This is a genomic window from Erythrobacter tepidarius (assembly GCF_002155695.1).
Classification (GTDB): Bacteria; Pseudomonadota; Alphaproteobacteria; order Sphingomonadales; family Sphingomonadaceae; genus Erythrobacter; species Erythrobacter tepidarius.
The window spans coordinates 122,902-147,219 of sequence record NZ_MUYJ01000008.1; the positions used below are offsets into that span (position 1 = coordinate 122,902).

Here is a 24,318-nt window from a genome sequence, read left to right on the forward strand (position 1 = left end):
CGCTTTCCCGCCATTGCCTTGCGCATTAGGGGAATGGCGGCAAGCCGGACTGCTTGCGCCATGTCCGCGATTGGCCAAGGCGAGGGCGCAAAGTGCCGGCCCGCCAATCCGTGCTGCGTGCCTCGGCCGGTGGCGGGGCCGGTCGTTCCTGCCGCCCGCGGGCAAGCCCGCCGAGGCCCGCGCAAGGGCGGGGTGGCACGCGCGAGCGGATTGCAGGGTTTGCCTCCATGCCGGCCAACGGCTAGAGTGTGCCCCGGCTCTTTCCCATCCTTTCGCCCTGACTTCGCGACGGGTGCGGGGCTGAGGCGCGGTGTCGCGCCCCGGCCCGCTGTCTGTCCGCCCGACAACGATCCGCAGAACCATCGGAAAGGATGGGCATTTTCGCGGAATGATCAGGTTGACGCGGTGTCACCTTTGTCCGCTTGGCAAGATGGCGGCACAGACGGCGGCGCGATCATCCGAAGGCCGGGCGATAGTTGCTCTCGCCCCAGTCCTGCCGCTTGGTCCATTCGCCCATCGTCTCGAGCTTGCCCTCGAGTTCGGGGAAGCGTTCATAGACATGCTCCATGTCGACCGCGAAGGGCTTGGTCGGGGCGGTGTTGTTGTATTCGTAGAAGGCCTGGATGCCCTTGGCGAAGTCCTCGCGCATTTCGACCGGCATCGCGTCGCCCGCGGCTGCGACCAGATAGCGACCGAACTCCTCGGGGGTGCAGGGGTCATAGACGATCTGCTTGCCCAAGGCCTCGGAAAGGCAGGCCGCCACCTGCTTGCCCACCAGCCGCTCCGGCCCGCCGATATTGAGCCACGCGCCTTCCATGTCGGGCCGCTCGAGGCTGGCGAGCATGAATTTCGCCACGTCGTCGAGGCTGATCCAGTTGGCTTCGAGATCGGGGTTATGCGGATAGACGTAGCGACCTTCGTCGACGATGAAGGGCCGCGCCCAGTTGGTCAGCAGATTGTCCATGAACAGCACCGAGCCGAACACCGTCCCCGGCGCGCCCGAGCGCCACAGGGCGTTGATGCCCTTGGTGTTCTCCCCATAGGTGAAGGGATCACCGGGCTTGTCCGGGATCCAGCTCGAGGTGTTCCATACCACGCGCTTGACGTTCAGCGAGGCGGCGACCTTGCCGACCTCGCCGACCAGATGGGCACGATCGGCGCGGGCCTGGAGCGGGTGGGTGTAGAAGATGTAGTCGCTGCCTTCGAGCGCGTCCTTGTAGGTCGCGGTGTCATAGAGGTCCATCGGCCGCACCTCGACCCGCTCGATGCCCTCTACCGGCGCGCCTTCCAGCGCATCCGGTCGGCGCGAGATCGCGCGCACGTCATAGCCCGCCGCGAGCGCCTGCCGCACCTGCGCCAGGCCCTGCCTGCCGCTCGCCCCGATCACCGTAATCAGTGCCATTTCCGCTCTCCCCGCATCTTGATGTCGGCGGCAAGACTAGGAAGCCCGCGCCCCCCGTGCACCGCGCCAAAATGATAGCCGCGCGCGCCCCATCCCCTAGCGAAATGGCGGGGTTGCCGGAGCGTCGCCGGGGCCGGAGAGTGACGGGATGAAGAACCGCTTCTGGCGCATCGAACGCCGTCCCGAAGGCACGGATTTTTCCAGTGCGCTGGCGCTGGTCGAGGCGCCGCTCGCCCCTCTGGGCGCCGGCGAGATTCGCATCCGCAATTCACACCTGTCGATGGATGCCGGCACGCGAATGTGGCTCACCGCGCGCGAGGATGGCTACCAGCCGCCGCTGCCGGTGGGCGGGCCGATGACGGGGCTGGTGCTGGGCGAGGTGATCGAGAGCCGCGCCGAAGGCTTTGTGCCGGGCGATCTGGTGCGCGCCTTCGGGCAATGGGCCGATATCAGCACACTCGATGCGGCGGGTTCGGGGGCGATTGTGCTCGATCCGTCGGTCAGCGATCGGCGCGCATGGCTCGGCCCGCTCGGCATGAACGGCTGGACCGCGCTGTGGGGGGTCGCGCACACAGGTGCGGCCAAGCCGGGAGAGAAGGTGCTGGTCTCGGCGGCAGCGGGGGCGACCGGCATGCTTGCGGTGCAGATCGCGCGGCTGCTGGGCTGCGAGGCGTGGGGCATCGCCGGGGGCGCGGCGAAGTGCGCTTACCTGACCGAAACCCTAAGGATCGCGGGGGCGGTGGATTACAAGGCGGGCGATGTCGCCGCGCAGCTCGATGCCGCCGGCGGCTTCGATGTCTATTTCGACAATGTCGGGGGTGCGCTGCTGGACGAGGTGCTGACCCGCATGAACCACTATGGCCGGATCGCGGTATGTGGACTGCTGGCCGATTACGCGGGCGGCGGGCGCACGTCCCCGCGGGCATTCGATCAGGTGCTGATGCGGCGGCTGCGGGTGGAGGGATTCTTCTCGCCCGACTTCATGCACGAAGGCCCGGCGCTGACCCGGCGGTTGCGCGAATGGAGCGAGGCGGGCGAGCTCGTCATGCCCTATGACATGACTTACGGGCTGGAAAACACCCTGACGGCCTATGCCAAGCTGTTCACCGGGGCCAATATCGGCAAGGTGATCGTGGAGCTGGAATCATGACGGGCACAAGTGAAGACCGCGAAGCCATCCGCGACATTCTCGCCGCCTATGCCCATGCGATCGACCGGCGGCGCTGGCAGATGATGGAGCGCCTGTTCCACCCGGACGCGACGTTCCGCTTCGGGGCGATCGAGGGCGACTGGCGCAGCTTCGTGGAGCAGGCCCGTGCGATCATCGATCCCTGCCTTGCAACCCAGCATCAGCTCGGCCAGACGATCTTCGGGTTCGAGGGCAAGAACCTGTGTCACACCGAAACCTATATGACCGCGATGCACACCATCCCGCCCGGCTATCCGATGACGGCCGCCTTCCCTGACAAGGGGCTGATCTATTCCGGCATCGTCGCGGGCCGCTATGTCGACCGGTTCGAGAAGCGCTCTGGAGAGTGGCGCATCGCCCAGCGCACCGGCCTTTACGACTGGCGCGAGTTCCGGGTGGCGGAAGGGGTGGACCTGTCGGATACGCCGGAGGGTGCGGCGGGCTATCACGACACACGCGATCCCTCGACGGCAGCGGTCCGGCAGTGGCTCGGCTAGGGGCGCCTGAAGGAAAATACGCCCGACATCGTCGCGATCTGTTCCGGCCCGCGCCAGATGCCGCCCGAGGTGTAGGCAGTGCGCCCGCCCAGCCGGTCAATCCGAACGCGGGCTTCCAGCCAGTCGCCCAGCTTCGCAGCGGCGAGGTAATTGACCGTCAGCGTCACGGTCGACGGTGCCAGCCGGGGCCGCTCGGCATCATAGACCGCATGGCTCAGCGCGACATCGGCAAAGGTCGAAATCACCCCGCCATGGGCCGCGTCCTGATAGTTGATGTGATGCGGGCAGATCAGCAGCCCGACGACGCGCACGCCATCGGCCACCGGCCCGAGATAATAGGGCCCGCCATGGTCGAGAAAGCCGGGGGTGAAACCGGCGGGATCAAAGCCTGAGGGAATGTCCATCCGCCCATCCTACCCCGCCGCGCAGTGCTGCGCCCGCTATGAATTGTGCCAATGACATGCGCGCGCGCAGGGGGTATTTCCTCGCCCCATGGGAGACAGCACAGCATTGGCCGCAGAAAGCTTCTGCGATGTCGTTCGCGAACATGCCCGCACCCAGGGCGATGTGATCGCCTTCACTTACGGGCAGGAAAACATCAGCTTCGCCGAACTCGACGCGGGCGCCGATCGCGTCGCGAACGGCCTCGTCGCGCTCGGGGTCAAGCCGGGAGACCGCGTCGCCTTCCTCGGCAAGAACCACCCGCTCTATTTTGAGGCCTTCCTCGGCGCGAACCGGGTGGGTGCGGTGATGACACCGGTCAACTGGCGTTTGGCGGCGCCCGAAGTCGCCTATGTGCTCGACAACAGCAGCGCGCGCGTGGTGTTCGTGGGCGAGGGCTTTGCCGAGGTGCTGCGCCTCATCCGCCCGGACTGCCCCCATGTCGAACAGGTCATCGGGATCGACGCGCCGGACTTCTCGGGCACCGATTACCGCACCTGGCGCGACGGCTTCCCCGCAACGCCCCCGGCCCACCACATCCGCGCCGAAGACGACGCGCTCCAGCTCTACACCTCGGGCACCACCGGCAAGCCCAAGGGCGCCGTCATCACCCACGGCTCGCTGCTTTCGAGCCGCGATGGCACGGCCGCCGGCGAACAGATGCGCAAGTGGCAGGAACCGATCCCGGGCGATGTCACCCTGCTCGCCATGCCGTGCTTTCACATTTCCGGCACCGGCACCGGCATCGGCACGATGGTGGCAGGCACCAATGCCATCGTGCTGCCCGAATATGATCCGACCAAGGCGCTGGATCTCATCCAGAACTACAACATCTCCAAGATCTTTCTCGTCCCTTCCGCCCTGCAAATCCTGCTCAATCACCCCAAGGTGGGCGAAGTCGATTTCAGCCGGCTGAAATATGTCACCTACGGCGCCTCCCCGATCCCGCTCGAACTGATGCGCGAGGCGATGCGGGTGATGGGCTGCGGCTTCGTGCAGATGTACGGCATGACCGAGACCAGCGGCACGATCGTCGCGCTCGATCCCGAGGATCACGTCCCCGAAGGCAGCCCCCGGATGCGCTCGGTCGGCAAGCCGCTCGCGGGGGTGGAGATCAAGGTGATCGATGAAGCGGGCAATGAAGTCCCCACCGGCACCGTCGGCGAGATCGCGACGCGTTCGAGCAAGAACATGCGCTGCTACTGGAATAATCCCGAAGCCACCGCCGCCACCATCGACCCGCAAGGCTGGCTGCGCACCGGGGACGCGGGCTATCTCGACGAGGACGGCTATCTCTACATCCACGATCGGGTGAAGGACATGATCATCTCCGGGGGCGAGAACGTCTATCCCGCCGAGGTCGAAAACGCGCTCTATTCGCACCCCAAGGTTGCCGATGTCGCCGTGATCGGCGTGCCCGATCCCAAGTGGGGTGAAGCGGTGAAGGCCTGCGTGGTGGTGAAGCCGGGCGAGCAGCTCACCGAGGCCGAACTGATCGCTCACGCGCGCACCCTGATTGCCGGCTACAAATGCCCCAAGTCGGTCGATTTCGTCGCGGCGCTGCCGAGGAACCCGTCAGGGAAAATCCTGCGCCGCGAGCTGCGCGCACCCTACTGGGTGGGCAAGGACCGGGCGGTCAACTGAGGTGCCGGCGGTCCGCCAGCTGGCCTACAAGGTCGATGATCTTGAGGCCGCAGCGGCGGCGCATCACCGGCGGTTCGGATCGGGGCCGTTCTTCGTGCTGCGGCACGTGGCGCTGGCCTCCTCGCACCATCGCGGGGTGGCGCGCCCCTTCGATCACTCCAGCGCCTATGGCCAGTGGGGCAACGTGATGCTGGAGCTGGTGGTCCAGCACAATCCGGACGATTCTGCGCTGCACGAGATGTTCCCCCACGGCTCGGGCCGCGAGGGGCTGCACCACGCGGCGGTGTTCGTCGATGATCTGGACGCCGCGATCGCGCGCTTCGCGGCCGAGGGCGCGGCGCTGGCGCAGCTTTCGGTCACGCAGACCGGCACGGCCTTCGCTTTCGTCGATACGCGCGCGGAGCTAGGCCATATGCTCGAACTCTACGAGCCAACGGCGCAGCTGACGGGCTTCTACGATTTCGTTGCCGCCGCCGCGCAGGGCTGGGACGGGCGCGATTTGCTCAGGGAGCTGGGTTAGCCCCCGCCAGCTGCGGCAAGCCCACCAGCGCCGCCCGGCATTCGGCATCGGCAAGCGCCGCCAGCACCGAGAAGGCGACAAACCCCGCCTCGCCCAGATGCGCAACCACCGCTGCCGCTTCGGCATCGGTGATCGCCGTGTGCTCGAACGGAATCCGCCGGGCGTAGGCGAGAACCGCGCGGGTGCCCGCGTCGAGGCCGCTCTCGTCGGGCGCCTCCCCCATCGCGTGCACCGCCGCAACCGCCTGCCGCACCAATGCCACCAGCGCGGGATCGAGCGCCGCTTCGGTCTTCCCGCGAAAATCGGCATAGTGGCGCGCCAGAACCGGATCGGCGGCCAAGGCTGCACACACCGCGCTCATTCGGCGGCCTCCAGCACCGCCGGGGTGGGCAGAACGGTGCGGTCCATCGCCTCCGGTTCCAGCCCCATGGTGATCAGCGCCTTCGCGAGCGCGAGGAAGAGCGTCACCCCCAGCCCCAGCTCGGCGATCTGCGCCGGGGTGAGGTGGCGTTGCAGCGCCGCCTTGGCATCGCCGGTAAGCAGCTCGGGATCATGGATCAGCGCATCGGTGAACTTAAGAACTGCCTTCTCCGCATCGGTGAGCCTGCCGCTGGTCTCGTAGCCATCGGTAATCTCGTCCACCACCTCCTCGCGCAGGCCTTCGGCCAGCGCCTTGTCGAAACGGACATTGCGGCAGAACCCGCATTCGGTGACCCGCGCATTGCGCATCCGCGCGATTTCCTTGATCCGCGCCGCCAGCACGCCCGATTCCCAGAACCGGCCGTAAAGCGCGAAGAAGCTGTGGGCGATCGCGGGCTGGTGGGCGAGCACCGAGCCGAAATGCGCCGGCTCGCCGGGGATGGCCGAGGAAACGCGGGGAATGGTCGACATGGGGCCTCTCCTTCGAGCGAAAGGATAGCGCAGGCTGGCGCCACCACGGCCTCGCCATTTTCACAGGCGGCGCCTTCATGCGGCGCGTGGCAAATTGCGCAGCATTGCGAGGGAGAAAGCACATGCCCGGCCAAGCACAGCGCGTGATCGAGGAATTCTGGCGCATCCAGGACGGAGGCGACTACACCAAGCTGGTTGATCTCTTCGCCGAGGACGCCTTTCTCGAAGACCCGATCTGGGGCCAGTATCGCGGGCGCGAGGCGATTATGGGCTTCATGACGACGATGGTGAAGGAAATGGCGACGCGCAAGGTGCACTTCACCGTCGATGAGATCTGCGGCGACGATCACGCCGCGTGGGCGCGCTGGACGATGCACATGGACGGCCACCCCCCGCGCGGGGGCGTGGGGATCTACAAGGTCGAAGGCGGCAAGCTCACCTATTACCGCGACTACATCGACCCGGCCGCCGAATAGACTACATCGGCCGGTAATCCGGGTGGCCGCTCTCGCGCAGGTCGAGCATCGGCAGCGGGAAGGCGGCGTTGGGGCTGGCGTCGGGCTGGTCTGGCATCGCCATGGTCCAGTCCATGATGTAGCGGCGGCTGGAAATGCGCCATTCTTGCCCACGCTTCTCGTAGGTATCGAGATAGCGCCCGCCATACATGTTGCCCCGGTAAGGCTCTTCGCCCTCGCGCCGGAAACCGAGGGCGATGCCATAGGCCTCGCCTTCGGCCGTGGTGGCGCTGGTCAGCTTCACGCTGAGCGGGGCGAGCATGTGCCAGCGCCGCCCGGTGGACCGTTCCACCTGCATCACCACCGGCACGAAATCCGCCGCCGTGCCCTTGAAAAAGCCATAGTCGATCGCCGCATCGGGCCAGTAGCAGGCGGCCTGCCCCGCATCGTCGAGCCAGTCGAGCGTACGGCAATAGCGCGCGATGAGATCGTGGATCGCCTGCCGGTCGAGCAGTTCCTGCAGCTGCGCCTGCATGGATGCGATGTCGATGCTCATGCGCGCGCACTCCACCAGGCCGGGATCGCCAGCGGGAAGCGTTCCTGCGCGGTTTTCATCGCCACGCTGGCATCATCGGGCAGCACGGGATCGGTGGTGTGCGGCAGGCCCCCGCCCGCACCCTCAACCGGATCGACATATTCAAGCCTGATGTCGGCCAGCACGTCGGCAAAGTCATGGCCTTCGTGATGATCTGACATCTGGTGGTGGTAGAAGGCCCACTTGTCCTTGAAACTGAGCAGGCAGTAATAGCTCAGCGGCTCCTGCCCCTTCCAGTATTCGTAGCGGATCACCCCTTCCTCGGTGCCGAAGGTGTGGTGGACCATGTCGCGCATGATCGCCTCCCACTTTTCCTCCTTGCCGGGCTTGATCTGGATATGGGCGAGCAATGTGGCCATCGAAGCACCTTTCGTTCAGGCGGGGGTGAGGTTGAGCAGCAGGCGATAGATGCCGAGCATGATGCCGCCCTGATGGCGAAAATCATTGCCCGGCGCATATTCCATGCCGACAAAGGCATCGAGGAGCCTGTCCCATGCAATCGTCTGTTCGAGCCGCGAGAGGTTCGAGCCCGGGCACGAACGCGGCCCCTGGCTGAAGGCGAGGTGCCGGGTGGCGGCCTTGCGATCGAGCTTCAACTCGAGTGGGTCCTCGAACTCGTCCGCGTCGATATTGGCTGCCGCCCAGCGCAGGTGCAGCATCGAACCGGCGGGGACGTGAACGCCCTGGAACACCTCGTCTTGGGCGCAGATGCGGGTCGAGAGGCCCTGCGTGGGCGAGCGCAGCCGCATCCCTTCCTCGATGAAGGTGCGGATCGCCGCCCGATCATCGCGCAATCGTGGCAACAGGCCGGGACGCTCGCACAAAAGCTGCGCCTGTTCGGCAAGGGCATATTGCGTTGTCTCCAACCCGCCGATCACCATCGCGTAAACCACGCCGTTGATCTCGTCATCGGTGAGCTTGCGGCCCAGCGCCTGATATTCGACCTGCGTCAGGAAGCTCACCATGTCGTCCCGCGGACGGCTGCGTTTCTCGCGGGTCTGTTCGGCCACATATTCCTTCATGCCCGCCAACAGCCGGAACTTTTCTTGCGTTTGTTCGGGCGTCAGGATGTTTTTGTGCGTGGTGCCGACCACATAGGACATGACCTGGGCATTGCCCCATTGTTCCAGCCGGGGAATGTCCTCCTGCGGAAAGCCGAGCACGTCGGCCATCACCCGCTGCGGCAGAGGACGGGCGAATTCGGCCACGAAGTCCACCGGCTCCCCGGCGCGGGCCTTGGCCCGCAGCCCGGCGATCAGATCCTCGACATGGCCCGCGATCATCCCCGCATGGCGGGTGCACCCGGGGCCGACCCACGGATCGGTCAGCTCCTTGCGGTGCGCGCGCCACAACTCGGGGGTCGGGCGCAGCGAGACGATGCTCGCGACCATTGCGTCGATATCGGGGATGTGGGCGGGCATCTGCCCTGACTGCTGGATCTGCGCGACCAGCAGCGAAAGTGTCGGCGGGAAGCGATCCCAGTCCATCACCACCCGGCGCACGTCCTCGTATTTGGTGAGGACGAAGGCGTCGCTGTCCGGGGTCAGGCCCTCGCCGGCGAGGCGCTGCACCGGGGCCTCGGCATGAAGGATGGCATAGGCCTCATACCAGTGCTCCTGCGCGCCCGGGGCGAACAGATCGACCTCGTCAAGCGAACGCGGAGCGCCCCCTGCTGTCTCTTGCAAAACCGCCTCTCCCATTGCCCAGGCGCCTCGCTTAGCGAATCCGCCAATTGCTGGGGCAACGCTTGTCCCGCAGCCTTGCCCTTACGGAAACGGACTATTTTGTCAGGCCCCGCGGGAGAGAGACGTGAGCCGCATCAGCAAATTGGCGCCGGAACAATGGGATGAACGGTTGGTCGCGGCGATCCAGCCGGACAATCTCACCGATCTCGAACAGGGCCTGACTCGCTTCTTCGCGCATTGCCCGGAACAGGCGCTTGGGCTGATGGGCTTCGCCGGGGCGCTGAAACGCAACCGCAGCCTGCCCGAAAGGCTGGTCGAACTGGTGCGCCTGCGGATCGCCTTCTTCAACCAGTGCCGTTCCTGCATGGCAATCCGCTATGCCGATGCGGTGGCCGACGGGGTGACAGAGGGGCTGGTGTGCTCGCTCGAACGCCCGCAGGAAGCCGAAAACCTCACCGCCGCCGAGAAAGCCGCGATCCGCTACGGCGAGCTGATGGCGACCGACCATCTCGCCATCGACGATGCGGTCTATGACGAACTGCGCCAGTATTTCACCGAGGCGCAGATCGTCGAACTGGGCATGACAGTCGCCTTCTTCGTCGGCTTCGGGCGGCTGGCGGCGACGTACCACATGGTCGAGGAACTGCCGCAAGCTTTCCAGAGCGCCGGGAACATCGCCCCGTGGGGTGCCGAGAAGATCGAGGTGCGCTGATGGCGACGCAAGCGAGCAAGGGGTCCGCCCTGCACGAGATCAACCTGTTCGATCCCGAACTGCAACAGTGCCCCTACGCGGCCTACAAGACGCTGCGCGACGAGGCGCCGGTTTACAACATTCCGGGCACCCAGATTTACGTCGTCAGCCGCTACGAACATGTGCGCGAAGTGCTGCTGGACCCGGAGCGCTTTCCCTCGACCGCCGCGAACGAGCTGATGCGCGCCAGCCCCGTCGATCTCGAGCGCGGGCGCAAGGTGGCCGAGCGCTTCAAGGAGAAGGGCTGGCTGCCCGCGCCGACGCTGGCCGGGCGCGACGATCCGAACCACAAGCAGATGCGCGCGATGTTCAACGAGGCGTTCAAGCCGAGCCGCATCAAGCAGATCGACCCGCGCGTCGAAAGCCTCGCCTACGAGCTGATCGACGAATTCCTCGATGATGGGAAATGCGACTGGGTGCGCCAGTTCTGCGTGCCGCTGCCGCTGTTCATCATCGGTGAGCAGATGGGCGCCAAGCGCGAGGACATGTGGCGCATCAAGGGCTGGACCGATGCCTTCTTCCACCGCATCTCGCTTATGCTGCCCGAAGACAAGCATCTCGAAATGGTCGACCGCGAGATCGAGGCGCAACACTATTTCCAGCCGATCTTCGAGAAGCTGCGCGCCCAACCCGACGACAGCCTGATCTCGGTGCTGGTCAACACCGTGATCGAGGAGTGGGGCCGGCCGCTCAACGATAACGAGCTGCACGCCGAGATGATGGCCGACACCTTCGTCGGCGGCTCGGAAACCACCACCAATGCGCTCGCGGCGGGGATGAAGCTGCTGATCGAGAACAAGGACGTCTGGGTCAAGCTCAAGGCCGAGCCCGACAAGTATATGCGCAACTTCGTCGAGGAGGTGCTTCGGCTCGAAAGCCCGGTGCAATCGCTGATGCGCTTCACCCACAAGGATGTGGAACTGGCCGGGGTGACGATCCCCGCCGGTTCGGTCGTCAATGTCCGCTACGCTGCCGCCAACCGCGATGAACGCTTCTTCACATGCCCGGAGAAGCTCGATCTCGACCGGCCCAAGGCGGGCGCGCATATGGCCTTCGGATCGGGCACGCACCACTGCCTCGGCGCACCGCTCGCCCGGCGCGAGCTGACCTGGGGCTTCCAGGCGGTGGTCGACCGGTTCGAGGACATGGACTTTGCCGAAGGCGAGAACGACTTCGCCTACCACCCGCACTTCCTGCTGCGCAGTCTCAAGCAGCTCAACATCGTGTTCGAGGCGAAGAAGCGCTGATGGCGAGCCTCGCCCAACCGGTGCCGCAGCGGATTGACCTCACCCCGCAGCCGCTGCCGGCGCTGTCGGACAAGCCGATCGACGGCAGCCGCTATTGGTCGCGCAGCTTCATGGCGCGCGAGTGGGACAGGATCTGGACCAAGGCGTGGCTGGTCGGCGGCCTCGCGCGGCAGGTTGCCAAGCCGGGCGATTTCTTCACCTACGAGATCGGGCGCGAATCCATCCTCGTCACGCACGGCGAGGACGGCAGGATTCGCGCCTTCTACAACGTCTGCCCGCACCGCGGGAAACGCCTCGTCATGGCGGAGGAAGGCCATTCCAAGCGCCTTGCCTGCTCCTACCACGGCTGGCGCTTCACCAGCGAAGGCGAACTCAACTTCGTCCCCTGCCCCGAGGATTTTGCGGGCGGCAACCCCTGCGGCAAGGTGCGGCTGGAGGAGGTGCGGTGCGAGGTCTTTGCCGGCTTCGTGTGGGTCAACCTCGATCCGAACGCGGCCCCGCTCGCCGATCACCTCGGCCCGGTCGCCCACCAGATCGCTATCTACCGCATGGAGCAGATGCACCGCACCCACTGGGTGACGCTGGAGGGCGACTGGAACTGGAAGTGCGTGCAGGACAATTTCAACGAATCCTATCACCTGCCCTTCGTCCACCCTCAGACCCGCTTCGTGATGGAGCAGAGCTACAAGGACTGCCAGTTCGATCTCTACGCCCCGCACGGCCATGCGCGGATGTTCATGCCCGGTTCGCGCCCCTCACGCGCCTTGCGCGGCCACACCGAAACGGTGCTCGACATGATGCGCACCGAACTGACCTATTGGGGCCTCGATCCGGAAGACTTCCGCGATGATCCCTTGCGCACCCGCGCGGCGCTCCAGCAGGCCAAGCGCGCCAAGGGGGCCGAGAAGGGCTATGATTTCAGCCATTTCCACGATGCCCAGCTGACCGACCATTTCCACTACACGATCTTCCCCAACATCAGCTTCAGCCTCAAGCCCGACGGCTGCATCTGGCTGCGCGCCGATCCGCACCCGACCGACCCGGAGCGGTGCTATTTCGACATGTGGTATTTCACCTGGTTCCCGGACGGGCAGGACCGCTACTACGCCTATTCGATGGGGCAGGAGGTCGATCGTACCGTCCCCGTCCCGCACCGGCGCGGGGTGGTGGGCGAGCTGTCCTGCGGCCCCGGCATCGATCAGGACGTGAGTATCTGGAGCGAACAGCAAAAGGGCCTCAGATCGCGCGGCTACAAGGGCGGGCATCTGGCTGGGCAGGAAGCGCGGGTGCGCTTCTTCCACGATACGATCGACCGCTGGCTGGGAGAATAGCTCAGGCGTTGGCCAGCGCCGCCGTGCGCCCGGCGATGTAGCCGAAGGTCAGCGCCGGGCCGAGCGTTCCGCCCGCGCCTGCGTAGATCCCGCCGGTCGGGCAGGCGATGGCGTTGCCCGCGCCGAACAGGCCGGGGATCGGCTGCCCGTCATGGCCGAGGACCCGCGCCTTGCCGTCGGTGCGCGGCCCGCCATTGGTGCCGAGCAGGCCCGAGGCGATCTCCACCGCGTAGAACGGCGCCTGGCGGATCGCGCCGAGCGTCACCGCCGCGCCCTCGCGCGTGCGATCGCCGTAGAAGTGATCGTAAGGGCTGCTCCCACGCCCGAAATCGGGGTCATGGCCCGCGTCGGCATGGCTATTGAAGCGCGCCACGGTTCGGCTCAGGGCTGCGGAATCGATGCCGATCTGTTCGGCCAGCCCTTCGAGCGTGTCGGCGCGCATCACCCAGTCGGGCATCGGCTCGCCCGGCTGGCGCGTGCCGAGCGGATAACGTTCGGCATATTGCGCGTCGAAAATGAGCCAGGCTGGCAGGTTGGGATAATCGTAAGTGGACGGATCGAACTGGTGGAACACGCCGCCCAGCGCCGAATAGTTCGCCGCCTCGTTGCAGAACCGCCGCCCTGAGCGGTTGACCATGATCGAATGCGGCACGGTGCGCTCGATCAAGATGATCTGCGCGCGCTGCTCGCCGCTCGCCCAGGGCTGATCGGGAGTGACCAGCGTCGGCGCCCACCACGCGCTGGTCATGTTGCCGAGCTTGGCGCCCGCCGCCATCGCCAGCTTGAGGCCGCCGCCAGTGCCCGTCGGCGGGCTGGCAGGCGCGGTGACGGGGCCGCGCAGAAAGGTCTGGCGCAGTTCGGTGTCCCACTCGAAGCCGCCGGTGGCGATGATCACGCCGCGGCTTGCCAGGAGCGTGAAAGGCGCACCCTTCTGCGTGCCTTCGATGCCGGTGATGCGTGTCCCGTCCCTGGCCAGCCGGCGGGTATCGACGCCGAGGATCGGCTCGATCCCGCGCGCAAGGCAGGCCTTGAGCAGCCGCGCCACCATCGCCTGCCCGAACCCGCACTGGCGCGCCGCGATGCGCTGGCGCACCACCTCGGGCGGCGGCAGCGCGCTCGCCCCGCCGAGCGGCGTTTCGCGCAGCATCAGCGGCTTGGGTTCCTCGACCGCGTAGATCTTCTCGGCCCATTCGCCCAGCTCCGTGAGCGTGAACAGATCATGGTCGAGCGCGCGGCTGCCTTCGGGCTTCGCGCCGGGGCGATCGAGGTAATAGTCGGGATAGCCCGGCAGTATCGCCACTTTCAGCGCGTCGATGCTTTCGAGAAAGGCAAGCGCCTCGGGCCCCTTGTCGACGAAGGCTTCGAGCGTATCGTCCACCAGATCGCCGTGAGCGAGGCTGCGGAAATAGGCCAGCGCATCCGCGCGGGAATCGGTCATTCCCGCGGCTCGCATGCGGGGGTTGTCGGCCACCCAGATCACCCCGCCCGAAATCGCCGAGGTGCCGCCGACACGATCGCCCCTTTCGATCAGCGCGACCTTCGCGCCGGCTTCGTGAGCCGCCAGCGCCGCCGCCATGCCGGCCGCTCCGCATCCCAGAATGATCACATCGACCTTGCTCATCGCGCCATTGACGCCTTGCCGGGGCGGGGCGGCAACCCGTCATTTTGGCAAGGTGCGCATCGCCGCGCCGATCGCTACCCCTGCTACCAAAGGAGACAGGGCATGAAACTCGCAGGAAAGATCGCCGCCATCACCGGGGGCACCGCAGGCATGGGGCGCGGGATCGCCGAGGCGTTTCTGGCCGAAGGCGCCAAGGTCGCGCTGTTCGCGCGCAATGCCGAAAAGGGCGCGAAGGTGCTGGAGGAACTCGGCGCGGGTGACAACGCCATCTTCATCGCGGGCGACGTGATGAGGCAGTCAGACCTCGAAGGCTTCATCGACCAGGTGATCGCCCATTTCGGCACGCTCGACATCCTCGTGAACAATGCCGGCGGCGCGGGCGATCTTCAGCCGCTGGTCAACCTGTCCGATCACGCCTTCGACGAGGCGATGAAGTGGAACGTCTATTCCACCTTCTGGGCCACCCGCCGCGCGCTGCCGGTGATGCTCGAAAAGCAGGACGGGCGGATCATCAACATCTCCAGCATAGAGGGCAAGCACGGCAAGCCGGTGCTCACGGCCTATTCCGCGGCCAAGCACGCGGTGAACGGCCTGACCAAGAGCCTGGCGCGCGAAGTCGGGGCGCAAGGGGTGACGGTCAATGCGATCTGCCCCGGCCTCGTCATCACCGACATCATCAAGAACAACGGTCCGGCGACGGCCAAGGCGATGGGCATGGAGTTCGAGGAAATGGTCGCGCTGTTCGCCAGCGAGGCCGCGATCAAACGCCCCAACGAGGTCGAGGAAATCGCCGCCGTGGCGGTGCTGCTCGCCAGCAAGGCGGGCGCGGGCATCACCGGCGCGCAGATCAGCGTCGACGGCGGAACCGCGCAGTATTGAGATCATCGCTCGGCGGTTGGCGGCTCATTCCTGCCCCGTTCGATGTTCCACGTGAAACAGGCCAAGGGCAGAGCGCCTACCCCTGAAGCTTTGCCATCGCCGCGCCGACGGCTGCGGCAACGTCGCTCGCCTGCGGATTGCCGCGCATGATGAGCCCGCCATTGGGCTGGATGTTCGCTCCGGTGACATAGGCGTTGTCGGTGCACAGCCACAGGCAGGCGTGGGCGACATCGTCCACGGTGTTGAGCCGCCCCATCGGATAGCGGGGCAGGAAGGCGTCGACCAATCCCGGCACCTGGAAGCTCTCATGCGTCATCGGGCTGTCGGTGAAGGCGGGCGAGACGGTGTTGGCCTTGATCCCCAGGTGCCCGTAATCATTGGCGACGCATTCGATCAGCGCCTCGCTGCCGCGCTTGGTGCCGATATAGGCGGCGTGGTTGGTGATGATCGCCTTGGTCGTGGCCGAGGACAGGCTGATCAGCGAACCGCCGGTCGGCTGCTGCCGGCTCATCACCCGCACGAAGGCTTGCAGGAAGTGGTGCACGCCCTTGAACTGGAGATTGACGATTGCGTCGAGCTGTTCGTCGGTGATCTCCTCGAGGCTGGCGAGCAGGCCCCAGCCGGTGGTGTTGATCGCAATATCGACCCGTCCGAAAGCCGCGAGCGCCTTGTCGGCCATGGCATTGACCTCGGGCTTCTTGGTGATGTCGCACAGCGTATATTCGCCGCCGATCTCCTCGGCGAGCGCGGCGAGCGGCGCTTGCTTGCGGCCCGCCACCATCACCCTTGCCCCTTCCTTGGCGAACAGGCGGGCAATGGCCTGGCCCATATTGCCTGCCGATGCCGCCCCCAACACGACCGCGCTCTTGCCTTGCAATTGTCCCATGACGTGACTCCTCTGGGGGAAGCGAGTAACACGGGACGCCCTGTGCCGCCCCTTCCCAAAAGTGTCCATTGTTCGCGCAAGGCGCGGGGCTGATAGCCCTTTGCACCACCTTGGGGAGAGCACGAGGATGTTTACCGGACCGCTGGAAGATCGCGTGGCGATCAGCGAACTCAACGGCACCTATGCCGATGGCGTGGTGCGTATCGACCCCGAGACCTGGGCAAGCGTGTGGGCCGATGATGCCGAATGGGATCTGATGGGTCACAAGACCCGCGGCAAGGAGGCGATCGTCGCCTTCTGGAAGGGTGCGATGAGCGGTCTGGAGGCGGTCAGCTTCCACTGCATCCCGAGCATGATCGCAGTCACCGGCAACACTGCGAAAGCCCGGGTGCAGACGCAGGAGATCCTCAAGCCCAAGCAGGGCAAGGCACGCCACGTCGGCGGGCTTTATGAAGACATGCTGGCCAAGATCGACGGGCAGTGGCGCTTCACCAGCCGCACTTTCAGGATTGTCGCCGAATTCGGGGCGGAGGGGTGAGCCGATGGCCAAGATCATCATTGCCGCGCAGATCGATCTCGATCCCGCCCGGCGCGAGGAAGCGCTGCGCACCGCGCGCCCGCACATCGAGGCCGCGCTCGCCGAGAAGGGCTGCATCCACTACGACTGGAGCGCCTGTTCGATGAACCCGGCCCGCGTCAACGTGTTCGAGGAATGGGCGAGCGAGGAAGACCTTGCCGCCCACTTCCGCGATCCGGCCTATGCCGGGATGCGCGATCACATCGGCAAGTTCGGGATCACCGCCGCGGTCAGCAAGAAATATCGGGTCGATGCCGAAGGCCCGGTCTATAATGCCCAAGGCGTGGCGACCGAGGCGTTCGACTGAGACTTCTGGGAGCCATTCTCGCGGGCGGACAGGCGCGCCGCTTCGGCAGCGACAAGGCGCAGGCGCTCTGGCAGGGCGCGCGCCTGATCGACCAGGTGGCCGCGGCGCTCGCCGGGCAGTGCGAAGCCGTGGTCGTCTGCGGGCGCGAGGAGCCGGGCTTTACCTGTATTCGCGACTGGCCCGAACCCGGACTCGGCCCCTTGGGCGGATTGGCCGCGGCGCTGCGCCATGCGGACAAGGGGGGCTTTTCCCATGTCCTGAGCGCAGGGGTTGACGCGCCCGACCTGCCGCAGGATCTGGCCACCAGCCTTGCGGGCGAGGGGGCAGCGATCGTTGCAAGCCAACCGGTCGTCGGGCTGTGGCCGGCAAGCGCCGCCCCCTTGCTGGAAGGCTTCCTCGCGGGCGGAGGCCGCGCGCTTTACCGCTTTGCCGATCATGTCAGCGCGCGGAAGGTGGCGCTTCGCGCCCCGCTGATGAACGTCAACACGCCAGAGGATTTGCCCTAGCGTCGTCGTTGCGAGGGCGCACCTGATCCGCAGGAAGCGATCCGGAACGGTTCGCGGGATGCTGTCGATTGCCGCGCCGCCTAGTTCAGCGCCACTGAGCAAAAACCTAGAGCTTCAGCATCTGCTTGCCGCGGTTCTGGCCGGTGAACAGGCGCTGGAGGGTCCGCGGCGCGTTTTCGAAGCCGTGCTGGATGTCTTCCTGATATTTCAGCGCGCCGTCCTTGACGAAGCCTTCGAGCCGCTTGCGGATGGCGGGGAATTCGCTTGCCCAGTCGAGCACGATGAAGCCCGCCATCGTCCCGCGCCGAAACACCAGGTTGAAGTAGTTCTCCGGCCCGGCAGGCAGCGTGCCGGTTTCGTAGCGGCTGATCCCGCCGCAGATCACCACCCGCGCGCCCGTGGCGATGCAGGCGAGCATGTCGTTCAGGATCTTGCCGCCGACATTGTCGTAGATGACATCCGCCCCGCGCGGGCAAAGCTCGCGGATTTGCTCCTTCACCCCGCCCGCCTTGTAATCGATCGCGGCGTCATAACCGGCCTCCTTGACAAGCCAGTCGCACTTGTCCGGCCCGCCGGCGATCCCGACCACCCGGCATCCGGCGATCTTGGCGAGCTGGCCGACGATGCTTCCCGTCGCGCCGGCCGCGCCCGACACCAGCACGGTATCGCCGGCCACCGGCTTGCCCACCTTGAACAGCCCGCAATAGGCGGTCAGCCCCGTGGTGCCGAGCACCGACAGGACGGCGGTGGGCGACAGCTCGGTTTCGACCTTCGTCAGCTCCTTGCCGTCGGTAACCAGCCACTCGGTCCAGCCGGTGGTGCCGAACACCAGATCGCCCACCGCGAAGCGCCCGCCGTTGGATGCCACCACTTCGGCAATCCCGCTGCCGCGCATCACGTTGCCGATCTTCATGGGCGCGACATAGTCGGCGATGTTCTCCATCCAGCCCTTCTGCGCTGGATCGAAGCCGAGGTAGCGGGTCTTCAGCAGCATCTCGCCCGGGCCGGGATCGGGCAATTCGGCGGTGACGAGCTTGAAGTCGTTCTCGATCTCGATCCCGCGGCCGCGCGGGTGTCCGTTCAAGAGCCATTGGCGGGTGGTGGTGGGCATGAGCGTCTCCTCTGGTTGCCTGCCCTATTGCGGTCGCCCGCCGCGCCTCTCCACGGACAAAAGTGTCAGTCGAGCCCCCCGCCCCCTGTGGTAGTTTGCGGGTCTCGAGGAGAGAGACGATGGGCCCCCGCACGCACAAGACTTTCTGCCGCTTCTGCCATGCCAATTGTGCGATGGAAGTCGATGTCGTCGACGGCAAGGTGATCGCGGTGCGCGGCGATCCGCAAGATCCGGCCTATGGTGGCTACACCTGCATGAAGGGCCGCGAACTGCCGGATTCGCACAATTCGGAGCATCGCCTGCGCCACAGCCTGGTGCGCAATGCGGATGGCGCGTTCGTCGAGACGCCGATGGATCAGGCCCTGGCCCATGTGGCAAGCGAGCTGCGCCGGATCATCGACACCTATGGCCCGCATTCGGTGGCGGTGTTCATGGGCTCGGGAGGCTTTCAGAACTCGGCGGCGATGGCCGCTTCGCTCTCCTTCGCGCAAGCCGTGGGCAGCCGCAATTTCTACACCTCGGTGACGCTCGATCAGCCCGCCAAGGTCTTCACCACCGCGCGCTACGGCAAATGGATGGCAGGGCCGAACACCTTCTCCGAAAGCGACGTCGCGCTGTTCATCGGCAACAATCCGATCGTCTCGCACTATGCGCCGGTCGGGGGCGTACCCCCGTTCAGCCCCTCGCGGCGGATCCGCGACAAGAAGGCGCAAGGCCTCAAGCTGATCGTCGCTGACCCGCGCGAGAGCGACGTGGCGCGGCTGGCCGACATCTATCTGCCGGTGAAGCCGGGCGAGGATCCGGCGATGCTGGCGGGGATGCTCCATGTGATCATTTCCGAGGGGCTGTATGATCGCAATTTCGTCGCCGCGCACGTGGACGGGTTCGACCAACTTGCCGAGGCGGTGAAGGCCTTCCCGCCGGAAGTGGCGGCAGAACGCGCAGGTCTGGACAAGGATCAGCTCGTCGCCGCCGCACGGATGTTCGCGGGCGGCTCCAAGGGCTGCGCGGTTACCGGCACGGGGCCGGAAATGGCAGGCCACGGCACGCTCACCGAATATCTCGTCACCTGTCTCAACACCATTTGCGCCCGCTTCAAGCAAGAGGGCGAGAAGGCCGCCATCCCCGGTGTGTTCAGCCCCTACCAGACGGCGCGGCGCGCCCAGGTCGCCCCGCCGGTGCCGATGTTCGGGGCGGAAGGGATGCCGAAATCGCGCTTCCGGGGCCTCGGACATCTCGGTTGGGAAATGCCCTGCAACGTGCTCGCCGACGAAATCCTCACCCCCGGCGAAGGCCAGGTGCGGGCGCTGATCTCGGTCGGCGGCAATCCGGTGGTCGGTTTCCCCGATCAGGCCAAGATGGTCCGGGCATTGGATGACCTCGAGCTTTTCGTGCAGATCGACCCGTGGATGAGCGCCAGCGCGAAACGCGCCACGGTGGTGCTCGCGCCCTCGCAATGCCTCGAACGCGAGGATATCACCAACCTTTCCGAATGGTGGCATGAAGAACCCTATGCCCGCTACACCGAGGCGGTGGTGACCCCGCCGGGCGACTGCATCGACGAATACGAGATGTTCTGGACGCTGGCGCACTACCTCGGCTTGCAGATGGTGCTGAACGGCGGCCCGCTGCCGATGGACAGGAAGCCCACCAAGGAGGAATTCCTCGATCTGATGGTCGCGGGCAGCCTCAAGAAGCCCTCGGAGGTGCGCAAGGATTGTCAGGCCAACGGCGGGGCGGCGATGGTCTATCCCGAGCTGCATCCGCTGGTCGAACCGCCCGACGAGAGCGCGTTCCACCGCTTCGATCTGGCGGCCGGCGAAATGCCCGCGCAACTGGGCAGATATGCCGAAAACCGCGCCACGAAGGAGGGCTTCGACTTCCGCCTGATCAGCCGCCGCTCCAAGACGCGGTTCAACTCGATCGGCCATCCGCTGAAGAAATTGCGGGCCAAGACCACCACCAACCCAGCCTATATCCACCCCGAGGACATTGCCGCGCTGGGACTGAAGGAGGGCGGGCTGGTGGCGATCAGCAGCCCGCACGCGACGATTCACGGCATCGTCAAGGCGAGCGACAAGGTGCGGCGCGGGGTCGTGTCGATGGCGCATGCCTATGGCGATGCCGACGCGACCAAGGACGACGTGCGCGAGCGCGGCGCCTCCACCAACCGGCTGGTGAGCGAGGTGGTCGATTACGATCCGATCACCGGCCAATCGCTCCAGAGCGCCATTCCGGTGAAGCTCGAACCGGCCTGATAATCGCAACCCAAGGACCCTTATGCCCGCCAATCGCCGCTTTCTCCTCCAGCGCCGTCCCGTCGGCACGCCCGTGCGCGAGGACTTCGCGCTTGTCACCCAAGACACGCCCGAGCTTGCCGAAGGCCAGTTCCTGATCCGCAACCATTATGCCTCGCTCGATCCGGCGATGCGCGGGTGGATGGATGCAGAGGGCAACTACATGCCGCCGATCCCGCTGGGCGAACCGGTGCGCGCCAGCACCATCGGCGTGATCGCGCAAAGCCGCGCGGAGGGCTTCGCTCCCGGCCAGTGGGTGATGGGTCTGAATGCGCTGGAGGATTACTCGGTCGGCGTGGCCGGCGGCTTCACCCAGCCGATCGACCCTGCCCAGGTGCCGAGCGTCACCAACTACCTCTCGATCTTCGGCGCGGTCGGGATGACGGCCTATTTCGGCTTCCTCGAGGTGTGCGAGCCCAAGCCGGGTGAAACCGTGCTGGTGAGCGGGGCGGCGGGCGCGGTCGGCTCGCTGGTCGGCCAGCTCGCCAAGATCCACGGCTGCCGCGCAGTCGGGATCGCGGGCGGCCCGGCCAAATGCCCGCGCCTGATCGAGAGATACGGCTTCGACGCCGCCATCGATTATCGCGGCAAGGACGAAGCCGCACTGACCAAGGCGATTGCCGAGGCCTGCCCCGACGGGGTCGACGTGATCTTCGAGAATGTCGGCGGGATCATCCTCGATGCCGGGCTGATGAACCTCAACCTCCACGCCCGCGTCGGGCTGTGCGGCCTGATCAGCGAATACAACACCGCGCCGCGCGGATGCCGCAACCTGTGGCAGCTGATCGTCAAGCGCGCGCAGATCCGGGGCCTGCTGGTGGCCGATTATGTCGCGCGCTTCGGCGAGGGCGCGCAAGCGATGGGCGCATGGGCCGCGCAAGGGCGGCTGACCATCGACGAACATATCGACGAGGGACTGGAGAACGCCTTCGACAGCTTCATGCGGCTGTTCGCGGGCACCAATGATGGCAAGATGATCCTTAAGATCGCCTGATGCGTTCGCTTCTGGTCTTGTCGGGAGGCCACCCCTACGAGGCGGGGCCGTTCGACGAACTCCTGCAAAACCTAGGCGACTTTGAGATCACCCACCTCGTCCACCCCGAGGGCGGCGAGGCCGACGCGGCGCAGGCGATCCGCACCGCCGATGCGCTGCTGTTCTACGACATGGCGGGCTATAGCTTCGGGGAGGGTACGGTGACGGTGCGCCCGCCCTCGCCCGCCTTGCGCGAGGCCGTCACCGCCCGCTTCGCCAGCGGGAAGGGCGCGGTGGCGATGCACCATGCGCTTGCGGGCTGGGCGCTGTGGCCCGAATGGCACGACTGGCTCGGCGGGCAGTTCCACTATCAGCCGGGCAGCCACGGCCCGGATTCCGGCTACCGCCACGATGTCGCCTACACAGCACGGGTGGTGGCCGATCATCCGGTGACGCGCGGCCTGCCTGCCAGCTTCCCGGTCACCGACGAGCTTTACCTGTGTCCCGTCGATGAAAGCGCCTTCACCCCGCTGGTGCGCGCGGAGGGCTTCGCCTTTACCGCCGACAATTTCTACTCCGCCGCCAACGCCGTCGCAGGCGCGATGTTCAGCCGTGCGGGCTGGGCACATCCGCCGGGCAGCAATTGCATCGCCTGGGAAAGCCGCACCTGTCCCGCGCGGCTGATCTACCTGCAATTCGGCGATGGCCCCGCCAGCTACGCCAACCGCCACGTCCGGCAGATGCTCGGGCAGGCGCTCGACTATACCTCAGGAGCAATCGCATGACCCCGCAAGCCACTGTCGAAGCCTTCATCGCCCACTGGAACGCCTGCGACATCGACGCGATCATGGCGCTGTGCGCGGACGACATCGTCTATCACAACATCCCGATGGAGCCGATCCACGGCACCACCGCGATGCGCGCCATGATCGAGGGGTTCCTCGCCAACGTCGCCTCATGCGACTGGCAGACCCACGCCATCGCGGCGAGCGGCAACACCGTGCTGACCGAGCGCACCGATGCCTTCAACTTCAAGGACGGTCGCCGCGCCGCGATCCGGGTAATGGGCACCTTTGAAATGGGCGCAGATGGCCGCATCACCGCCTGGCGCGACTATTTCGACATGGGCGAGTTCCAGCGCGAGTTTGCCCCGGCACCCGGCGATGCATGACGATGGCGCGGCAATCCTAACACAAACGCGCATCGCATCGCAGGCGCACTCATGGCTAGGCTCGCGCCATAGTTTCAAGGGGTCTGGAGCCTGGCCACATGAACAAGCCTGAAGGCAACGTCTTCGCGCCGGAAACGCTGATCGATCCGTTCGATTACTACCGCGCCGTGCACGAGGCCGGGATCGCGATCGAGCATCTCGAAGGGATGAACACCTGGGTCGTCTACTCCTACGACCTGTGCAGCGAAGCGGCCACCAAGCCCGAGATCTTCTCCAACGATTTCACCGCGCTGATGGGGCGCGAGGCGGACGAGGAGATCCAGGCGATCCTTGCCGAGGGCTGGCCCGACCTGCCGACCTTGCTGACCGCCGATCATCCGGTTCACACCCGCAACCGCAAGCTGGTCAACCTCGCCTTCTCGGCCCCGCGCGTCAACGCGATCGAGGCCGATATGCGGCAGAAGTCGATCGAGCTGATCGAGGCCTTTGCCGACCGGGGAGAATGCGAATTCGTCGAGGAGTTCGGCGTGCCGCTGCCGGTCGCCATGATCGCCGGACAGATCGGGCTGGAGGATGATCCCAAGCGGGTGAAGCGCTGGTCGGACGCGGCGGTTGACCGCTTCAGCCAGATGGTCGATTTCGAGCGCAAGAAGGAATGCGCCCGCTCGCTGGTCGAATTCCAGCACTACATCAAGGGTCTGATCGACGACCGCAGGGCGAATGGCGGCAACGACCTGCTGACCGACCTGGTCGAAGCACGGGTGGAGGGCGAGACCCCGCTCACCGATGCTGAAATCATGTCGCTGATGCAGCAGTTCATGGTGGCGGGGAACGAGACCACCACCTCGACGCTGGCCGGCGGCCTGCTCCAGCTGATCCGCAACCCCGACCAGATGGCCAAGGCCAAGGCCGCCGCCGGTGGGCGCGATCCCAAGGTGATCATGAATCTCGTCGAGGAGGCGCTGCGCTACGAAACGCCGACGGCGGGGATGTGGCGGATCGTCAAGCAGGATACCGAGCTGGGCGGGATGAAGATCCCCAACGGCGCAATCGTCCAGCTGCGCTATGCGGCGGCCAACCGCGATCCATCGAAGTTTCCCGATCCCGACAAGTTCGATATCGAGCGCGCCAATGCCCGCACCCACCTCGCCTTCGGCAAGGGGCCGCACATGTGCGTGGGCAATATGCTCTCCCGCAAGGAGATGCTCGTCGCCTTCGACGAGCTGCTCGAGCGGCTCGATAATTTCGCGGTGGCCGACGAAAGCCAGATCCGCATCCTGCCGAACATCCTGCTGCGCGGTGTGACCCACCTGCCCATCACGTTCACCCGGAAGGCCTGAGC

Annotated in this window: 27 protein-coding genes; 17 read left to right on the forward strand and 10 right to left on the reverse strand. The window is 66.0% G+C overall.

Annotation, left to right across the window (positions count from 1 at the left end; all coding sequences use genetic code 11):
* Positions 1–454: 454 nt before the first annotated feature.
* A complete protein-coding gene (locus tag BZF61_RS09585; protein ID WP_086618826.1) occupies positions 455–1,402 on the reverse strand; it encodes an SDR family oxidoreductase in 948 nt (315 codons plus the stop codon).
* 148 nt (positions 1,403–1,550) lie between these two features.
* Between BZF61_RS09585 and BZF61_RS09590 the strand changes: the two genes are divergently transcribed.
* Complete coding sequence (locus BZF61_RS09590) at positions 1,551–2,552, forward strand: NADP-dependent oxidoreductase (RefSeq protein ID WP_086618829.1); 1,002 nt, start codon at positions 1,551–1,553, stop codon at positions 2,550–2,552.
* Complete coding sequence (locus BZF61_RS09595; protein ID WP_086618831.1) at positions 2,549–3,088, forward strand: nuclear transport factor 2 family protein; 540 nt, start codon at positions 2,549–2,551, stop codon at positions 3,086–3,088. Before BZF61_RS09590 ends, BZF61_RS09595 begins: the two co-directional genes overlap by 4 nt.
* Here BZF61_RS09595 and BZF61_RS09600 read toward each other — a convergent pair.
* Positions 3,085–3,492: a PaaI family thioesterase gene (locus BZF61_RS09600; protein ID WP_086618832.1), complete on the reverse strand. Its 408-nt coding sequence runs from the start codon at positions 3,490–3,492 to the stop codon at positions 3,085–3,087. The two genes, BZF61_RS09595 and BZF61_RS09600, sit on opposite strands and share 4 nt — an antisense overlap.
* A gap of 88 nt (positions 3,493–3,580) precedes the next feature.
* Here BZF61_RS09600 and BZF61_RS09605 point away from each other — a divergent pair, with 88 nt between their 5' ends.
* On the forward strand, positions 3,581–5,173 hold the full coding sequence (locus tag BZF61_RS09605) for a fatty acid--CoA ligase (RefSeq protein WP_086618834.1): 1,593 nt from the start codon (positions 3,581–3,583) through the stop codon (positions 5,171–5,173).
* Between the two features lies 1 nt (position 5,174).
* Positions 5,175–5,693 (forward strand): VOC family protein, encoded by a 519-nt coding sequence (locus tag BZF61_RS09610; protein WP_086618836.1) that lies wholly within the window; start codon positions 5,175–5,177, stop codon positions 5,691–5,693.
* On the opposite strand, the gene BZF61_RS09615 is transcribed toward BZF61_RS09610, so the two are convergent.
* Complete coding sequence (locus BZF61_RS09615) at positions 5,677–6,054, reverse strand: hypothetical protein (protein WP_086618837.1); 378 nt, start codon at positions 6,052–6,054, stop codon at positions 5,677–5,679. The genes BZF61_RS09610 and BZF61_RS09615 overlap by 17 nt on opposite strands.
* The gene (locus tag BZF61_RS09620) at positions 6,051–6,584 is read right to left on the reverse strand and encodes a carboxymuconolactone decarboxylase family protein (protein ID WP_086618839.1); all 534 of its coding nucleotides are present in this window, start codon (positions 6,582–6,584) and stop codon (positions 6,051–6,053) included. The genes BZF61_RS09615 and BZF61_RS09620 overlap by 4 nt, the downstream gene beginning before the upstream one ends.
* A gap of 122 nt (positions 6,585–6,706) precedes the next feature.
* On the opposite strand from BZF61_RS09620, the gene BZF61_RS09625 reads away from it, so the two are divergent.
* Positions 6,707–7,060 (forward strand): nuclear transport factor 2 family protein, encoded by a 354-nt coding sequence (locus BZF61_RS09625; RefSeq protein WP_158094083.1) that lies wholly within the window; start codon positions 6,707–6,709, stop codon positions 7,058–7,060.
* 1 nt (position 7,061) lies between these two features.
* Here BZF61_RS09625 and BZF61_RS09630 read toward each other — a convergent pair whose 3' ends face one another.
* The 3 genes from BZF61_RS09630 to BZF61_RS09640 are packed head-to-tail and all read right to left on the reverse strand — an operon-like array spanning position 7,062 to position 9,334.
* Positions 7,062–7,595 (reverse strand): nuclear transport factor 2 family protein, encoded by a 534-nt coding sequence (locus tag BZF61_RS09630; RefSeq protein WP_086618842.1) that lies wholly within the window; start codon positions 7,593–7,595, stop codon positions 7,062–7,064.
* Positions 7,592–7,993 (reverse strand): putative quinol monooxygenase, encoded by a 402-nt coding sequence (locus tag BZF61_RS09635; RefSeq protein ID WP_086618844.1) that lies wholly within the window; start codon positions 7,991–7,993, stop codon positions 7,592–7,594. Before BZF61_RS09635 ends, BZF61_RS09630 begins: the two co-directional genes overlap by 4 nt.
* A 15-nt stretch (positions 7,994–8,008) precedes the next feature.
* Positions 8,009–9,334, reverse strand: a complete 1,326-nt coding sequence (locus BZF61_RS09640) for a cytochrome P450 (protein WP_086618846.1) — start codon at positions 9,332–9,334, stop codon at positions 8,009–8,011.
* 109 nt (positions 9,335–9,443) lie between these two features.
* On the opposite strand from BZF61_RS09640, the gene BZF61_RS09645 reads away from it, so the two are divergent.
* From BZF61_RS09645 to BZF61_RS09655, 3 genes are read left to right on the forward strand one after another with little or no spacing between them, the layout of a single operon-like run.
* Positions 9,444–10,031 (forward strand): carboxymuconolactone decarboxylase family protein, encoded by a 588-nt coding sequence (locus tag BZF61_RS09645; RefSeq protein ID WP_211276754.1) that lies wholly within the window; start codon positions 9,444–9,446, stop codon positions 10,029–10,031.
* On the forward strand, positions 10,031–11,317 hold the full coding sequence (locus tag BZF61_RS09650; RefSeq protein WP_086618847.1) for a cytochrome P450: 1,287 nt from the start codon (positions 10,031–10,033) through the stop codon (positions 11,315–11,317). Before BZF61_RS09645 ends, BZF61_RS09650 begins: the two co-directional genes overlap by 1 nt.
* On the forward strand, positions 11,317–12,648 hold the full coding sequence (locus BZF61_RS09655) for an aromatic ring-hydroxylating oxygenase subunit alpha (protein ID WP_086618849.1): 1,332 nt from the start codon (positions 11,317–11,319) through the stop codon (positions 12,646–12,648). Before BZF61_RS09650 ends, BZF61_RS09655 begins: the two co-directional genes overlap by 1 nt.
* A 1-nt stretch (position 12,649) precedes the next feature.
* On the opposite strand, the gene BZF61_RS09660 is transcribed toward BZF61_RS09655, so the two are convergent.
* Complete coding sequence (locus BZF61_RS09660; protein WP_086618851.1) at positions 12,650–14,269, reverse strand: FAD-dependent oxidoreductase; 1,620 nt, start codon at positions 14,267–14,269, stop codon at positions 12,650–12,652.
* A gap of 102 nt (positions 14,270–14,371) precedes the next feature.
* On the opposite strand from BZF61_RS09660, the gene BZF61_RS09665 reads away from it, so the two are divergent.
* Positions 14,372–15,148 (forward strand): SDR family NAD(P)-dependent oxidoreductase, encoded by a 777-nt coding sequence (locus tag BZF61_RS09665; RefSeq protein ID WP_086618853.1) that lies wholly within the window; start codon positions 14,372–14,374, stop codon positions 15,146–15,148.
* A 76-nt stretch (positions 15,149–15,224) separates the two neighbouring features.
* Here BZF61_RS09665 and BZF61_RS09670 read toward each other — a convergent pair whose 3' ends face one another.
* Positions 15,225–16,034 carry an SDR family NAD(P)-dependent oxidoreductase gene (locus BZF61_RS09670; RefSeq protein ID WP_169711956.1) on the reverse strand — a complete coding sequence of 270 codons (810 nt, stop codon included), beginning with the start codon at positions 16,032–16,034 and terminating at the stop codon, positions 15,225–15,227.
* Between the two features lie 127 nt (positions 16,035–16,161).
* On the opposite strand from BZF61_RS09670, the gene BZF61_RS09675 reads away from it, so the two are divergent.
* The 3 genes from BZF61_RS09675 to mobA are packed head-to-tail and all read left to right on the forward strand — an operon-like array spanning position 16,162 to position 17,424.
* Positions 16,162–16,572, forward strand: a complete 411-nt coding sequence (locus BZF61_RS09675; RefSeq protein ID WP_086618855.1) for a nuclear transport factor 2 family protein — start codon at positions 16,162–16,164, stop codon at positions 16,570–16,572.
* 4 nt (positions 16,573–16,576) lie between these two features.
* Positions 16,577–16,918, forward strand: a complete 342-nt coding sequence (locus BZF61_RS09680; RefSeq protein WP_158094084.1) for a putative quinol monooxygenase — start codon at positions 16,577–16,579, stop codon at positions 16,916–16,918.
* 14 nt (positions 16,919–16,932) lie between these two features.
* The gene (gene mobA / locus BZF61_RS09685) at positions 16,933–17,424 is read left to right on the forward strand and encodes a molybdenum cofactor guanylyltransferase (RefSeq protein WP_245804574.1); all 492 of its coding nucleotides are present in this window, start codon (positions 16,933–16,935) and stop codon (positions 17,422–17,424) included.
* 106 nt (positions 17,425–17,530) lie between these two features.
* Here mobA and BZF61_RS09690 read toward each other — a convergent pair whose 3' ends face one another.
* Positions 17,531–18,535, reverse strand: coding sequence for an NADP-dependent oxidoreductase (locus BZF61_RS09690; protein WP_086618859.1), 1,005 nt, complete (start codon positions 18,533–18,535; stop codon positions 17,531–17,533).
* 119 nt (positions 18,536–18,654) lie between these two features.
* Between BZF61_RS09690 and BZF61_RS09695 the strand changes: the two genes are divergently transcribed.
* The 5 genes from BZF61_RS09695 to BZF61_RS09715 all read left to right on the forward strand — a co-directional run bounded on the left by BZF61_RS09695 (position 18,655) and on the right by BZF61_RS09715 (position 24,316).
* Positions 18,655–20,793: a molybdopterin-containing oxidoreductase family protein gene (locus BZF61_RS09695; protein WP_086618861.1), complete on the forward strand. Its 2,139-nt coding sequence runs from the start codon at positions 18,655–18,657 to the stop codon at positions 20,791–20,793.
* Positions 20,794–20,815: 22 nt separating this feature from the next.
* Complete coding sequence (locus tag BZF61_RS09700; RefSeq protein ID WP_086618863.1) at positions 20,816–21,826, forward strand: NADP-dependent oxidoreductase; 1,011 nt, start codon at positions 20,816–20,818, stop codon at positions 21,824–21,826.
* On the forward strand, positions 21,826–22,590 hold the full coding sequence (locus BZF61_RS09705) for a ThuA domain-containing protein (RefSeq protein WP_086618865.1): 765 nt from the start codon (positions 21,826–21,828) through the stop codon (positions 22,588–22,590). Before BZF61_RS09700 ends, BZF61_RS09705 begins: the two co-directional genes overlap by 1 nt.
* Positions 22,587–22,976 carry a limonene-1,2-epoxide hydrolase family protein gene (locus BZF61_RS09710; RefSeq protein WP_086618867.1) on the forward strand — a complete coding sequence of 130 codons (390 nt, stop codon included), beginning with the start codon at positions 22,587–22,589 and terminating at the stop codon, positions 22,974–22,976. The genes BZF61_RS09705 and BZF61_RS09710 overlap by 4 nt, the downstream gene beginning before the upstream one ends.
* 98 nt (positions 22,977–23,074) lie before the next feature.
* Positions 23,075–24,316, forward strand: coding sequence for a cytochrome P450 (locus BZF61_RS09715; RefSeq protein WP_086618868.1), 1,242 nt, complete (start codon positions 23,075–23,077; stop codon positions 24,314–24,316).
* The last annotated feature ends 2 nt before the right edge of the window (positions 24,317–24,318 follow it).